Source organism: Streptomyces sp. P3 (genome assembly GCF_003032475.1).
In the GTDB taxonomy this organism is placed as follows: Bacteria; Actinomycetota; Actinomycetes; order Streptomycetales; family Streptomycetaceae; genus Streptomyces.
The window spans coordinates 1,629,115-1,643,345 of the sequence record NZ_CP028369.1 but is presented as its reverse complement, the minus strand read 5'-3'; the positions used below and the strand labels follow the sequence as shown (position 1 = coordinate 1,643,345).

Annotated in this window: 12 protein-coding genes; 8 read left to right on the top strand and 4 right to left on the bottom strand. The window is 72.3% G+C overall.

Annotated elements, in window-relative coordinates; all coding sequences use genetic code 11:
- Window positions 1–40: 40 nt before the first annotated feature.
- The 5 genes from C6376_RS07355 to C6376_RS07340 all read left to right on the top strand — a co-directional run bounded on the left by C6376_RS07355 (window position 41) and on the right by C6376_RS07340 (window position 7,366).
- Window positions 41–1,768, top strand: coding sequence for an MFS transporter (locus C6376_RS07355; protein WP_107442679.1), 1,728 nt, complete (start codon window positions 41–43; stop codon window positions 1,766–1,768).
- Window positions 1,769–2,128: 360 nt separating this feature from the next.
- On the top strand, window positions 2,129–2,266 hold the full coding sequence (locus C6376_RS43720; protein WP_159083163.1) for a hypothetical protein: 138 nt from the start codon (window positions 2,129–2,131) through the stop codon (window positions 2,264–2,266).
- A 2-nt stretch (window positions 2,267–2,268) separates the two neighbouring features.
- Window positions 2,269–4,533, top strand: coding sequence for a TOMM precursor leader peptide-binding protein (locus C6376_RS07350; RefSeq protein ID WP_254075861.1), 2,265 nt, complete (start codon window positions 2,269–2,271; stop codon window positions 4,531–4,533).
- A gap of 53 nt (window positions 4,534–4,586) precedes the next feature.
- Window positions 4,587–6,065 carry a SagB family peptide dehydrogenase gene (locus C6376_RS07345; RefSeq protein ID WP_159083162.1) on the top strand — a complete coding sequence of 493 codons (1,479 nt, stop codon included), beginning with the start codon at window positions 4,587–4,589 and terminating at the stop codon, window positions 6,063–6,065.
- A gap of 89 nt (window positions 6,066–6,154) precedes the next feature.
- Window positions 6,155–7,366 carry a sensor histidine kinase gene (locus C6376_RS07340; RefSeq protein WP_107442677.1) on the top strand — a complete coding sequence of 404 codons (1,212 nt, stop codon included), beginning with the start codon at window positions 6,155–6,157 and terminating at the stop codon, window positions 7,364–7,366.
- A gap of 172 nt (window positions 7,367–7,538) precedes the next feature.
- Here the strand turns inward: C6376_RS07340 and C6376_RS07335 are convergent, their stop codons facing one another.
- Genes C6376_RS07335 through C6376_RS07320 form a run of 4 tightly spaced genes read right to left on the bottom strand, consistent with a single transcriptional unit; the run spans window position 7,539 to window position 11,467 of the window.
- Window positions 7,539–8,144, bottom strand: a complete 606-nt coding sequence (locus tag C6376_RS07335) for a DNA-binding response regulator (RefSeq protein WP_057577775.1) — start codon at window positions 8,142–8,144, stop codon at window positions 7,539–7,541.
- Between the two features lie 44 nt (window positions 8,145–8,188).
- Window positions 8,189–9,301: an acyl-CoA dehydrogenase family protein gene (locus tag C6376_RS07330; protein WP_107442676.1), complete on the bottom strand. Its 1,113-nt coding sequence runs from the start codon at window positions 9,299–9,301 to the stop codon at window positions 8,189–8,191.
- 34 nt (window positions 9,302–9,335) lie between these two features.
- Window positions 9,336–10,451 carry a winged helix DNA-binding domain-containing protein gene (locus tag C6376_RS07325; protein ID WP_254075860.1) on the bottom strand — a complete coding sequence of 372 codons (1,116 nt, stop codon included), beginning with the start codon at window positions 10,449–10,451 and terminating at the stop codon, window positions 9,336–9,338.
- 2 nt (window positions 10,452–10,453) lie between these two features.
- Window positions 10,454–11,467: an NADP-dependent oxidoreductase gene (locus tag C6376_RS07320; RefSeq protein WP_107442675.1), complete on the bottom strand. Its 1,014-nt coding sequence runs from the start codon at window positions 11,465–11,467 to the stop codon at window positions 10,454–10,456.
- A gap of 234 nt (window positions 11,468–11,701) precedes the next feature.
- Here C6376_RS07320 and C6376_RS07315 point away from each other — a divergent pair, with 234 nt between their 5' ends.
- From C6376_RS07315 to C6376_RS07305, 3 genes are all read left to right on the top strand, one after another.
- Window positions 11,702–12,196, top strand: a complete 495-nt coding sequence (locus C6376_RS07315; protein ID WP_107442674.1) for a nuclear transport factor 2 family protein — start codon at window positions 11,702–11,704, stop codon at window positions 12,194–12,196.
- A gap of 50 nt (window positions 12,197–12,246) precedes the next feature.
- Window positions 12,247–13,290 carry a methyltransferase gene (locus tag C6376_RS07310; RefSeq protein WP_107442673.1) on the top strand — a complete coding sequence of 348 codons (1,044 nt, stop codon included), beginning with the start codon at window positions 12,247–12,249 and terminating at the stop codon, window positions 13,288–13,290.
- Between the two features lie 250 nt (window positions 13,291–13,540).
- A complete protein-coding gene (locus C6376_RS07305) occupies window positions 13,541–14,197 on the top strand; it encodes an FMN-dependent NADH-azoreductase (RefSeq protein ID WP_107442672.1) in 657 nt (218 codons plus the stop codon).
- Window positions 14,198–14,231: the final 34 nt, after the last annotated feature.

Below are 14,231 nucleotides of genomic sequence, written 5' to 3'. Positions count from 1 at the left end.
CAACCCGCCGCACGCACACCCCCCATAGAAGGAGAAGATCGTGACCGCTCTGGAAGCAACGTCGTCCGGAGAGCAGGAGGGAGAGCTCAATCCCAAGCGCTGGATCGCGTTGACCGTGATCCTCGTGGCCGCGTTCATGGACATGCTCGACAGCACGATCCTGAACGTGGCGATCCCCTCCATCCGAACGGATCTCGACGCCGGCTACGCGGACATCCAGTGGGTCACCGCCGGCTACCAGCTCGCCTTCGCCCTGCTGCTGATCCTCGGCGGCAGGCTCGGCGACATCTACGGTCGCAAGCGGATCTTCCAGATCGGCGTGGCGGGCTTCACGCTCGCCTCGCTGGCCGCGGCCGTGTCGGTCGACCCGGGCATGCTGATCGTGTCCCGGCTGGCCCAGGGCGGCTTCGCCTCGATCATGGTGCCGCAGGTCCTGGCCATCATCCATGTCAGCTTCCCGCCGCAGGAGCGCGCCAAGGCGTTCGGCATGTTCGGCACGGTGGCCGGTCTCGCCGCGCTCACCGGACTGAGCCTCGGCGGCCTGCTGGTCGAGTGGAACCTGTTCGGCCTGGAATGGCGGCTGGTGTTCCTCATCAACATCCCCGTCGGCCTCTTCGGTCTGATCGTCGGACAGAGGAGCATCGTCGAGTCCAAGGCGCCGGTCGCGCTGCGGCTGGACATCCTCGGCGCGGTCCTCGCCGCCGTCACCCTGTTCCTGCTCGTCTTCCCGCTCATCCAGGGGCGCGAGCTGGGCTGGCCGGCCTGGGGCTTCGTCCTGCTGGCGCTGACGCCGGTGTCGCTGTTCGTGTTCATCCGCCAGCAGCAGGCCCGTACCCGCAAGGACGGCTCGCCGCTGGTCGCGCTCAACCTGTTCCGGCTGCGCAGCTTCTCCTCCGCGCTGAGCGTGCAGCTGGCGTTCAACGTCGGCGTGGGCGTGTTCTTCCTGTCCTGGAGCCTGTACATGCAGGTCGGCCTGGGCTGGAGCCCGATCCGCGCCGGTCTGACCAGCCTGCCGTTCTGCATCACCACCTTCGTCACGTCGGCGCTGTCGTACGCCTTCCTCGCCGCGAAGATGGGGCGCAAGCTCCTGCAACTCGGCGCGGTGCTGGTGCTGTTGGGCCTCGGCTCCTACATCTGGGTGGTCGAGCACTACGGCAGTGAGGCCACCAGCTGGAAGATGGCGCTCCCGCTGGCCCTGTTCGGACTCGGCTTCGGCATGGTCATGTCCCCGATCCCGGACATGGCCACCAGCGAGGCTCCGCGGCAGGACGCGGGCTCGGCCTCCGGCCTGGTCAACACCAACCAGCAGCTCGGGTTCGCCGTCGGCACGGCCCTGGTCAGCGTCATCTTCTTCGGCGCCCTGGGCGGCAACGCGGCCGACAACTCCCGGGAGGCGGCCCCGCAGCTGCGCAAGGACCTGGCCGCCGTGTCGGTCACGGGGCCGGGCGCGGACCGGGTCGTGGACTACTTCGTGCAGTGCACGAGCGACCAGGCGAAGGAGAAGGACTGGACCGTCCAGGCGCCGAGCTGCGCCAAGGCCCCGTCCGAGCTCACCGGCAACCCGAAGGTCGCCGCGGTGTTCGCCGAAACGGGCAAGCACACCAACGCGCTCACCTTCGCCGACACCTTCTCCCACGCGCTGCGCTGGTTCATCGGCGGCATGGTCCTCACCCTGCTGCTGACGTTCCTGCTGCCCCGCAAGAACGCGGCGCACGGCGAGCAGAGCGAGGCCGGCGCGGAGCCGAAGGCCGTGGCGGAGAACGCCTGACGGTCACCGACCGCGACGACACCGGGCCGCGGCCCGCGGGGCGGCACACCCCCGCGGGCCGCGGCCCGCACCACGTGCCGGCCGCGGGCCGTGACCTGCACGTGGTGCTGCGGCCCGACCGCCCCCTGGCACCCCCCGGCGCGCCCCGGCGTGAAGCCTGCTGAAGCCGTCATCCGGCGATCATGAATTCTTCACCACCGGCCGGTGAGTGCGGCACTACTGCGGCCCTCCTCCTCTCGGCGAGACTCCTGGTCAGACGCCGAAGCCGCGGATAACACCGACTCGCGGGACGGCGGCACACCGCACGGTCACACCGACCGCGTCGCCCGACGCGGGTCACCGACGATCGAGGGGGAGACCATGTCCGCACAGCACCTTTCCGAGGACCTGTTCATCGAGGAGTACAACCCGGCCGGCCCGTGGGCCGCGCCGACCGACTCCTTCGTCTGCTGGGCCGAGTCGGCGGTTCCCGCCATCGCGGACCACAGCGGGGTCTGACGGTGATCCGGCCGGCTTCGGAGAAGCCCCGCCTGGGCTTCAAGGAACACCTGACGGTCCAGATCGTCCCCGGGGAAGCGGTCTACCTGATGTCCGGGCGACGCGTCACCACGTTGCACGGCGCGGAGATCTGCCACCTCGCGGAACTGCTGGACGGCGTCAGGACGCGCGACGCCATCCTCGCGGAGGCGTCCGGGCGACTGCCGGTCGAGCGGACGCTGCGGCTGCTCGACCGTCTCACCGAAGCCGGCCTGCTGGCCGAACTGCCCGCGTCGCGGGCCGACGACGCCGCGGAGCGCGCGTACTGGGACGCCGCCGGTCTCAACGGCGGCGCCGCCCGCCCCGCGGCCACCGTGCACACGCTGGCGGTGGGGGGCGTCGGCCCCGAGACACTGCACACCGCCGCCGTGGCGGCCGGCCTGCGCACCGGGCCGGCCGCCGAGGCGGACCTGGTCCTGGTGGCCTGCGACGACTACCTCGATCCCCGGCTGCGCGAACTCGACCGGGAGTACCGGGAGGCCGGACGCTGCTGGCTGCCGATCCAGCTGCACGGCACCGAGACCTGGATCGGCCCGTTCCTCGGTGTGCCGGACGGCCCGTGCTGGTCGTGCCTGGCCGAGCGGCTGTGGCGCAGCCGCCCGGTCGAGGCCCGGGTCCAGCAGGGGCTGGGCCGCTCCGGTCCGCTGCCCCGCCGCCCCTGCGCGGTCCCGGCGAGCCTGCTCGCCGGCCTCCACCTGGCCGTGCTGGAGGCGGTCAAGTGGCTGGCCGGCCTGCGCCACCCCGGCCAGGACGCGCTGTGGACCCTGAACGGGCTGATGCTGACGGGCGGTCACCATCCGGTGAGCCGGCGCCCGCAGTGCCCGGACTGCGGCGACCCCACGCTGGTCGCCGCCAGGGTCGAGGCGCCCGTGGTGCTGACGTCCCGCCCCAAGGCGGACAGTGCCGGCGGCGGGCACCGGGCCCTGGGCCCGGAGGAGATGCTCCGGCGCTACGGCCGTCACGTGGACCCGCTCACCGGCCTCGTCCGGGAGATCCGCCGCGACCCGCGCGGGCCGGCCTTCCTCAACGTGTTCCACGCCGGGCACAACCTGGCCCTGACCCACCACGACCCGCGCGGCTGGCGCACCGGACTGCGCGCCACCAGCGCCGGAAAGGGCAGCACTCCGCTGCGGGCGAAGGTGAGCGCGCTCGCCGAGGTGCTGGAGCGGCACAGCGGCCACCTCCAGGGCGACGAGCCGATGCTGCACGCGAGGTACGACGCGCTCGGCGAGGAGGCGGTCCACCCCGACTCCGTCCAGCTCTTCGCCGCCGGCCAGTTCACCGGCCGCGCCCGCTGGAACGCCGGACACGGCGCGTTCCAGCAGGTCTGCGAGCCCTTCGACGAGAGCCGGGAGATCGAGTGGACCCCGGTGTGGTCGCTCACCGAGGAGCGGCGCCGACTGCTGCCCACGGCCCTGCTCTACTTCGGCGCGTCCCGCCTCGCGGGCCGTCCGTACTGCCTCGCCACCTCCAACGGCGTGGCCGCGGGCGCCTCCCTCGAGGACGCGGTGCTCCAGGGGTTCCTGGAGCTCGTCGAGCGGGACGCGGTAGCCCTGTGGTGGTACAACCGGCTGCGTCGGCCCGGGGTGGACCTGGGCTCCTTCGAAGATCCCTGGATCGCCGAACTGCGCACCGTCCACGCCTCCTTGCACCGTGAGGTGTGGGCCCTCGACCTCACGGCCGACCTCGGCGTTCCCACCGTCGTCGCGCTGTCCCGCCGTACGGACAAGGCCGGGGAGGACATCACGCTCGGCTTCGGCGCGCACTTCGACCCCCGGATCGCGCTGCACCGCGCCCTCACCGAACTGAACCAGATGCTCCCCTACGTCGTCGACGCGCACGCCGACGGCACCGGATACGGAACCGACGACGCCGAGGTGCTGCGCTGGATGCGCACCGCCCGGGCCGCCGAACTCCCGTACCTGCGGCCCGATCCGGAGCGACCCGCGACGAACGCGGACACCCACCCGTACCGGCCCCGGGCCGATCTGCGGGAGGATGTCGCCGAGGCGGAGCGGATCGTCCGCGAGGCCGGACTCGACATGCTCGTGCTCGACCAGACCCGTCCCGACGTGGGGCTGCCGGTGGCCCGCGTCATCGTTCCCGGGCTCCGCCCCCACTGGGCCCGGTTCGCACCCGGTCGTCTCTACGACGTGCCGGTGCGAAGCAAGGACCTGACCGAACCGACCCGCTACGAGGACCTCAACCCGGTCCCCCTGTTCCTGTGACCGTCCCCGTGATTCCCTCGCGATCGCGACCTTCCCCCCACCTTGGATCAGCCGTGCACCTTGGCAGTCTCGCCCCCCAATTGGTCAATCTGTGGTCCCTGAGGCAGGACATCGTTGTCGATCCGGACACCGATCCCGAGGAAGCCCTCCTGCTGGAGACGCCCTGGGAGGATCTCCGGATCAAGGAGCCCAGCGCCGCCCTGCGCGAGGCCGTGCGCCGGATGCAGCTCGGCCCGTCGGCGATCCCCAACATCCTGGCCTCGGCGTCGGACTCCCCCGGCGGGCCCGAGAAGCTGCTGGACGAACTCCGGCCGCTGCAGCACCTGGTGGTGCGCACGCTGGCCGTCGGCGCGGTGCCGCTGCTCTCCGTGGTGCCGATCTCCGGGCACGCCCGGTTCACCCGGCTGAAGCCGCTGCTGGGCCGGGTCTGCAGGCTCTCGCGGTTCGCCGTGATCCGCTGTGCGCCGGGCGGGCTGTCCGTCGAGTCCTCGCTCGTCGACCACAAGGTGGAGCTGCACCACCCGGGCGTCATGGGGATGCTGGGCCGGATCGACGGCTCGGCGGACGACTTCGACGCGCCGCACCTTCCCGTGGTGGAGGCGGTCCGCTCGTATCTGGTCGCCGCCGGTGTGCTGGTGGTCGCCGACGAGCCCGCCGGACTCGGCCCGGGCGGCGACGAGCCCACCTTCGCGGAGGACCGCGATCCCGCGCTCACCGGCTGGTCCCCGGACGAGCTGCTGGTGCACTCCGGCAGCCGCCGGGAGCGCTTCGGCCGCCCGCGCGGAGCCGCCTTCGCCCAGGTAGGCCGGATGCCCCCGCCGCCCGTGGTCAAGCCGCCGGCCGCGGCCGACCCGGGCCGCCCCGCGCACCGGATCGCCCTCGCCCGGCCCGACCTGGACGGGCCGGCGACCGCCGACGCGTCCCTCACCACGGTGCTGGAGCCCGGCGCCGGTCCGGCCGTCGAGGACGGCGAGCTGTCGCTGGACCGGCTCGGCGGACTGCTGTACCGGGCGGCCCGGGTCCGCGCCATGCTGCCGCCGGCCGACTTCGATCCGGCCGGCTACCCGACGAGCGAGCGCCCGTACCTGAGCGTCGACGACAGTTACGCGCTGGAGGTCTACGTCCTGGCCGACGAGGGGGCGTCCTGTCTGCCGCCGGGCGCCTACCACTACCAGCCGCTCGACCACTGCCTGGAGCGGATGGGCGGCGATCCGGGCGCGGCGGCCGACCTGGCGGGCGCGGCGCGCACCGGGGAGGCGGGACCGGACGGGGAGCCGACCGTGCTCATCGCCATATCCGCCCGTTTCGCGCGCGCCGCCTACAAGTTCAGCGGCACCGCCTACAGCAACGTCCTGAAGGACGTGGGAGCGCTCCAGCAGACGTTGACGCTGGTGGCGCGGGCCATGGGGCTGCAGTCCCGCGTCCTGCCGGTCGGTGACGCGGACGCCTTCCAGCGGGCCGTCGGTATGGACTGGCGGGTGGAGTCCAGCGTCGGCGACATGGTCATCTCGAGTCGTATACCGCCGAGTTGAGGTACTTGAGGGCCTGTGGGAAGACCGGTATGGTGCGCTTTCACCAGCTGGGACTCGGGGCGGGGAGCGGTCGAGACGGCATGGAACCTATGGAACCCAACGATCTGCCGGCCGACGAGACCGAAGCGACGGCCGCGCAGCTCGCACCCAGGATCGCAGCAGGCATCACCACGGTCGTCCTGCTGGCCTTCGGCTTCGTGGCGGTCACCTATCTGACGGCCGCCCCGCACTCGGCGGCCCGGCTGGCCGAGGCGCTGGGGCTGCTCGCGCTGGTGCTGGCGCTGCAGTTCGTCATCTCCTTCCCACGGCTGCTGCCGAGGGTGGCGCCCCGGCTGGCGTCGCGGCTGGGCCGGCACCGGTGGTTCCTGCTGCTTCTGCAGGCGCTGCTGACCTATGTGCCCTTCCTGCAGTTCGGGCTGGCCTGGCTGCCGTTGCCCGGACTGCTGGCGGGGTCGGCGCTGCTGGTGCTGCGCGAGGTGCGTCAGGGGTGGACGGCGTTCGGCCTGATCGTCGTCAGCACGGACCTGCTGCAGTTCGGTATCGGGCTCGGCTGGCGGAACGTCTCCTACACGACCGTGTCCACGATCCTGACCGGGCTCGTGGTGTTCGGCCTGTCCCGGCTCACCGACCTGGTCTCCGAGGTGCACCGCTCCCGTGCCGAGCTGGCGCAGTTCGCGGTCACCCAGGAGCGGTTGCGCTTCGCCCGGGACCTGCACGACCTGCTCGGCTACAGCCTCTCCACGATCACCCTCAAGTGCGAGCTCGCCTACCGGCTGACGCCGGTGACCGCCGAACAGACCCGGCAGGAGATCTCCGAGGTCCTCGACATCTCCCGCCAGGCGCTCGCCGACGTCCGCGCGGTCGCCCACGGGTACCGGGAGATGTCCCTGTGCGCCGAGGTGCGCGCCGCCCAGGCCATGCTCTCGACGCTCGGCGTGCAGGCGAAGGTCGACGTGGCGTCCGACTCGCTGTCGACCGAGGTGGACACCGTACTGGCCACGGTGTTCCGCGAGGGACTGACCAACATCCTGCGGCACAGCGAGGTCAGACGGTGCGAGATCGAGACCGGCCGCCGGGCCGGCGTGGTCTGGTTCCGGCTGGCCAACGACGGTGTGGCCCGCACCGGTTCGGTCCAGGGCGCGCAGCAGGGGGGCGGCAGCGGCATCAAGAACCTGACGTTCCGCGTGGAACGCCTCGGCGGACGTCTCACGGCCGGCGTCGACGGCAACGGCTGGTTCGAACTCCGCCTGGAGATGCCCCTGGGCGAGGTCCCGGCGGCCCGGGCACCCGTACCGTCCTGACGGCGGGACACCAGGGGGCGGGACGTGCGGGCGGACGCTGCGGAACAGAGCGCCGCGGGGCGGGCCGCGCGGGCGGAACGCTCTGGCGCAGGGCACGGCGGGGCGGGGAGCTGCGGGCCGCGCGGGCGGCACGCCCCGGTCACGCCCTAGGGGGCGGGAGGCGCGGGGCGGCTCACAGCCAGCCCGATTCGCGGGCGATCCTGATGGCGTCCACCCGGTTGCGGGCGCCCAGCTTGGTGACCGCGGTGGTGAGGTAGTTGCGCACGGTGCCGGTGGCGAGGTGGAGCTTCCTCGCTATCTGGGCCGCCTCCTCGCCCTGGGCCGCCAGCCGCAGCACCTCGACCTCGCGGGAGGTGAGCGCGCCCGGCTCGGTCTCCAGCGCGGCGAGGGCGAGCGTCGCGTCGAACGCGCGCTCGCCCCTGGCGATGGCCCGGATCGCGGCGGTCAGACGCTCCGGCTCGGCGTCCTTGGGCAGGAAGCCCTGGGCGTGGGCCGCCACCGCCCGGCGCAGATGGCCGGGCTGCCCCAGTCCGGTGAGGATCAGGGTGCGGCACTCCGGGAGCGTGGTGTACAGCGCGGACGCCACGCTGATCCCGTCGGTGCCCGGCAGGTCGATGTCCAGCACGGCGACGTCGGGCCGGCACTCCAGCGCGCGCGCCACGACCTCCGAACCGTTCGACAGCTCCGCGACGACCTCTATGTCCCCTTCGAGGCTCAGCAGGGAGACAAGTGCCCTGCGCAGCATGTGGAGATCCTCAGCCAGCAAGACTCTGATCACGTGGTCATTCAAGCATCGGAATCTGGCCGTGTACGCAAGTTTCCTCAGATGGCTTGTTCGATAAGTGCCGTGCTGTAGTTCGCCGCTGCCCGGGTGATGTCGTAGCGCAGCGCAACATGGCTCGTCGCCGTCGTGACGTCACGCCAGACGCGTTGCAGCTCACCCGAGCCGCTCAGCCCCGCCGTGCCCGCCACGCGCACCAGTGCCGTGACGGCTTCGGCCGCCTGTTCGCCGGCGAACGAGGCATTCCGCTGATTGCGTGCCAAAAAGGTTGGCGTGAAAGTGCGGTCGTCGATCACGGCGGCGTTCTGCTCGACCAGATGACGCGCCGAGTCGATCCGCGCCGTCGCCCGGACCAGCTCGATCTGGAGCGCTTCGGTGAGCCGCTTGCCCTTCAGTACGCGGACGGCGGCCGCCAGCGCGCCCTGCGCGGCGCCCACGGCGGGGGCGGCGAACGTGGTCGCCCCGATCGCCTGGAAGGGGATGTTGTGCGCGGGGAGCGGGGACCAGTTGTTGACGCCGGTCTCCATCTCCGCGCGGGCGAAGGACAGATGGGCCGGCACGAACACGTCGTCGACGACCACGGTGTGGCTGCCGGTGGCCCGCATGCCGACGCAGTCCCAGGACTGCACCACGCCGAAGGTCCCGCGGGGCAGCGCGAAGAAGCGCGGCCCCGCGTCCTCCTCGGACACGTTCGCGCACAGCAGCACCCAGTCCGCGAAGTCGACGCCGCTGATGTACTGCCAGCGGCCGGAGAGCCGGTAGCCGTTCTCGGACGGCTCCGCCGTGCCCGCCGGCACCAGACCGGTGGCGATGAGGGCGTCGGCGCCCGACCCCCACAGCTTCTCGTGCCCCTGCTCGGGCAGATGCGCGGCGTAGCGGGAGGACGCGGCCAGCAGCGCGACGCACCAGCCGGTGGCGGCGCACGCCGCCGACACCCGCAGCACGCCCTGTACGAAGTCGGCGACGCTCCCCTCGGCCCCGCCGAAGCGCGCTGAGACGAAGTGCCGCGCGAAGCCGCTCGCGCGCAGGGCGGTGACGACGTCCGCGGACAGACGTCCGCAGGCGTCGGCGGCCGCGGCGTGCCCGGCCGACAGGCCGGCCAGCTCGGCGGCCGCCGACGACAGGTCGCGGGTGGAGAGGGTGGCGACGGTCATGGTGGGTGACTCCTCTGATGTGGGCGCGCGGGTGTCAGCCGACCGTCTCGAACCGGATGTCGTGGCGCCCGGTCCCGGAGGCGGCGAAGCTCAGCAGCCGCTCCCCCTCCTCGGTCAGTTCGACGACGTCCCGGCGTGCCAGGGGGACGAAGGGCTCGACGACCAGAGTGGCGGCGTCCTTGGCACGGTCGATCCGCCACAGACCCCGCACGAAGCCGTCGATCAGAAAGGTGGCGCGGATGATGCCGTTGCTGGTGAAGACCCTCGGACGGTGCTCCGCCGCCATGATCCGTTCCCGGTCGGCGTGCGAGAGCAGGATGTTGTCGAACTCGGGCAGGTACCGGGCGGGCAGCTCCTCGGACGGGTCCGGCAAAGGCGTCCCGGCCAGGTCGTGGAGCACGGTCCCGGTCTCGTCCCGGTAGGTGCGCAGGGCCGGCCCGAGCCGGGTGAACGCCTCCTTCAGCCGGGTCAGACCGGACCACTTCTGCATGTCCTTGACGCTCGCCGGGCCGAACGCGGCCAGGTAGCGCCGTACGTAGGTGTCGAGGGAGGCGTCCGGATCGAGCCCGCGGCCCAGCCAGCGCTCGACGGTGGTGTGCGCGGCCTGACCGCTGTGGCCCCAGAGCCCGCGCGGCGGGACCTGGACCAGCGGCACCAGGTTGCGCACGGTCTGGGCCAGCGCGTTGGCGTCGTGGCCCGGCATGCGTTGCGCCATCAGCGCGCCCAGCTCGGCGAAGGTGAGCGTGCGCTCCTCGGCCAGCTCCGTGCCCAGCTTGGCGATCTCGTCAGTGTCCAGGCCCGCGACCTGACGGCCGAACTGCCCCTTGACCGTGCGGGCCAGCATCTCGGCCAGCAGCGGACGCAGGGCGAGGCAGTCGTCGTCGGTGACGAGGTGGATGGTGGAGCGCATCAGGGCGATGCGCACCACCTTCCGCTCCCGGACCAGGACCGCCAGGTCCTCGACCGCGAAGTCCGCGAGCCGGGTCCACAGCCCGATGTACGGCGGGTTGGGGGCCTGGGCCTGCAACCCGGCCAGATGGGCGACGGCCCGCACGGGCGACATCGTGGACCGCTCGGCGAGCAACTGGCGGTGGATCAGCGCGCGGTTGAGCGCCCGCACACTCAGGACCGGGCCTGCGGAGGTACTCACGGTCAGGACAACCTCACCAGCGCGGTGCCGGAGAGCCGGCCCTTCATCAGATCGATCATGGCCTGCGGCAGCGCGGCGACGCCGCCCTCCACCACGGTGTGCGGGAAGGAGATCCGGCCCTCGGCGAGCCAGGCGCCGAACTGTGTGTTCCAGTCCTCGATCTGCTGCGGGGTGTGCAGGGTCGCGAAGCCCTGGAAGGACAGCTCGCGCGGGATGAGGCTCTGCAGGTCCAGCCGGGGGCGGGCGTCCTCGCCGTGCTGTGCGGCCAGCGAGCCGCAGAGCGCGAAGCGGGCCCCGGGGGCGGCCGCCTGCACCGCGGCCTCGAACTGCTCGCCGCCGACGTTGTCGAAGAAGACGGTGATCCCGTCGGGGGCCAGCTCGCGCAGCCGGTCGACGACCGGGCCGTCGTGGTAGTCGAACGCCGCGTCGTAGCCGGCCTCCCGGACCAGGAAGTCGATCTTCTGCGGGGAGCCGGTGCTGCCGATGACCTTGACCGCGCCGAGCGCCTTGGCGATGTGGGCGGCGAGGCAGCCGACGCCGGACGTGGCGCCGGAGACGAACACCACGTCGCCCTCGCGGACCTTGGCGATCTCGGCGAGCCCGCGCCAGGCCGTGGGCCCGTTGGAGAGGAAGTATTCGCTGCCGGGCAGCAGTTCGGGATCCCGCTTGAAGAACTGCCCGGCGTAGCCCACGACATGGTCGCGCCAGCCGCTGAAGTGCTCGACCAGGTCGCCCACGGCCAGGTCGGGGCTGGCCGACTTCACCACGGTGCCGACCGTGCGGCCCCACATGGGCTGGCCCAGCTGGAACACGGGGATCGGGATGTCCAGTGAGGACTGCATCTGGTCGCGGTAGACCGTGCCGAGGGACATCCAGTCGTTGCGGACCACCACCTGACCCGGCTCCGGCTCGGCCAGCTCCGTCACGGCGACCTCGAAGTGGTCGAGGGAGAGCTCGCCGTCCGGGTAGGAGACGAGCCGCACCTCCTGGCTCTTCGTCGGCGTCCCGTCGGACATGTCGTCAGCTCCTTGTGCGAGGGATCGAAGATCGTGCTGTGCCGAGGGTGCGGGAGCGGTCTCGAAGGGAGGTCGCGCCCGGCTGGAGCGTCCGGGTTCGCGGACCGCCCGGAGCCGTGATCGACGCGGACGGGGCCCCGCCGCCGGCGTTTCACCGCCGCTCCAGCCGCTCTGGAGCGGCGGGGTGCACGGTGCGGTTCCCGCGAACCACCGGACCGTCGAAAGGGGTGCACCGTGTCGCAGACGCTGCAGCACTCGGAGCAGCACACCGGCCAGCACACCGAGCAGCCCACGCATCTCCCTCCGGAGATCGCCGCCTTCTACGTCCACCAGATGCCGCTGCTGGAGGGGCGCGACTTCGAGGCCTTCGTGCAGACCTTCACCGAGGACTGCTTCTTCGGCTACGAGGGCGCCTGGCAGCTGCGCAGCCGCCCCGCCCTGCTGGAGGGCGTGCGCGCGAACATCTCCCGCTACGGGAGCAGCACCATCCGGCACTGGTTCGAGAACCGCCGGGCCGAGCCGCAGCCGGACGGCGCGACCCGGGTCACCGCCACCTGCCTGGTCAGCGTCACCGACGAGAACGGCGACGTGACCTTCGAGCCGAGCTGCGTCGTCACGGACGAGCTGGTGCGCACCGCGGAGGGGCTGCGCGCCAGGTCCCGGGTCATCCGCCACGACGTGCCCGACCCCGGCCGCTACTACGCCCGGCTCGCGGCACAGCACAGCTGACCCGAGCCCCCACGACCGGCACGACCGGCACGATTGGAGCAGAGAGAGCCATGACCACTCCCGCACTTCCCTCCCTCGAAGCCCGGGTGAAGCTGTACCGGATCGGCATGGGCTTCGCGGCCCTGCAGTTCGTCCAGGCCGCCGTCGACCTGAAGGTGGCCGACGCGCTGGACGACGAGCCGCTCGGCGCCGAGGAGCTGGCGAAGGCCGTCGACGCCGACCCGGACGCGCTCGGCCGGCTGCTGCGCGCGCTGGCCTGCCACGGATTCTTCGAGGCCCTCGAGGACGGCCGGTTCCGGCACACCGAGCTGTCGCGGATGATCCGTCAGGACTCCACCTGGGGCGCCCCCGACGTCATCCGCTTCGGGTGGCTGCACGTGCCGGTCTCGGTGCTGCACCACACCGCGGACGCCGTGCGCACCGGCGAGGCGGCCTTCCCCAAGGTCTTCGGCACCCAGGCGCAGAGCTACTTCGTCAACGACGACCCCGAGGCCGGCGCGATCTTCAACCGGGCGATGACCGCCAACACCATCCTGCTCAACAACGCCCCCGCCCTGGTGGCGGCGCTCGCCCCGCGTCCCGGCGAGACGGTGATGGACGTGGGCGGCGGCCAGGGACAGCTGCTGCTGCAGCTGTTGGAGGCGTACCCCGACATCCACGGGGTGCTGCTCGAGCTGGAGCAGGTGCTGCCGGGCGTCGACGAACGGCTGCGGGCGGGCGGCGCGCTGGCCGCCCGTGCCGAACTGCTCGCCGGGGACTGCCGAGAGTCCGTGCCCGGCGGCGCGGACACCTATCTGTACAAGCACATGATGTACATGTGGGACGACGACACGGTCGTCGCGATCCTGCGCAACACGGCGCGGGCCGCGGCCTCCGGCGCCCGGGTGGTCGTCGTCGACATGTTGCTGGGCGGTGACAGCCCGTTCGAGGAGATCTGCACCGCCGTCGACCTGCTGATGGTGCTCATGGGCGGCGGGAAGCGGCGCAGCGTCGACCAGTTCGCGGCGCTGTTCGAGCAGGCCGGCCTCGACTACCAGGGGGCCCGGAGCATCGAGGGCGACCAGTCGGTCCTGCTGACCGCGCTCGTCCCGTAGGAGCGCCCGACGCCGGGAAGCCGGGACGCCGGGGAGCCGGAGTCGCCGGGGCCCGCGGGCCGTTCTGGATCCGCGGAACGGCCGGATCGCAGCGGAGCAACAGGGGTGGGAACGCCGTGGGCGTCCCGCCCCTGACGCATGCCGGGGCGCCGGGGCCGCTTGAGGCGGGGTCCGCCGTGACACGAGCGGGCTGGCCGACCGTGGCGTGAACGGACCCCTGCCACCATCCGCAGACTTTCGGGAGACAGCCATGCCGCACCTGCTGCACATCGACTCCTCCGCCTTGTCCCGGGGCTCGGTTTCCCGGGAACTGGCCAGGACCTTCCGCCGGGCGTGGCAGAAGGAGAACCCGGACGGCGTCGTCACCTACCGGGACCTGGGCGCCGTGCCCGTGCCGCCGCTGACCGAGGCGGGCGTCACCGCGGGGTTCGTCCCGCCGGCCGCGCACGACGGTCACCAGCGCGCCGCCATGCTGCTGCGCGACGAACTCGTCGAGGAGCTGCTGGCCGCCGACACGCTGCTGGTGAGCACCCCGATGTACAACTGGTCGATCCCCTCCACCCTCAAGGCGTGGCTCGACCAGGTGCTGGTCAACGACCGCACGATCACCTTCGACGGCAGCCCCGGCCCGCTGGCCGGGCGTCCCGCGACCGTTGTCGCCAGCTACGGCGGCGGCTACAGCCCGGGCGCTCCCATGGAGAAGGCCAACCACTGCGGCCCGTACCTGCAGACCGTGTTCGGCACCGGCCTCGGCCTGGACGTCGAGATCATCGCCGCCCAGCTCTCGCTGGCCTCCCGGGTGCCAGCGATGGCCGCGCTCGTGCCGCTCGCCGAGCAGTCGCTGGCGCAGGCGCACCAGGCCGCCGAGAAGCGGGCCCGCGAGGTGTCCGCAGTGCCGGTGCGGTGATTGTCGAGTCAGTCACTAGCCAGACGCCGCATTC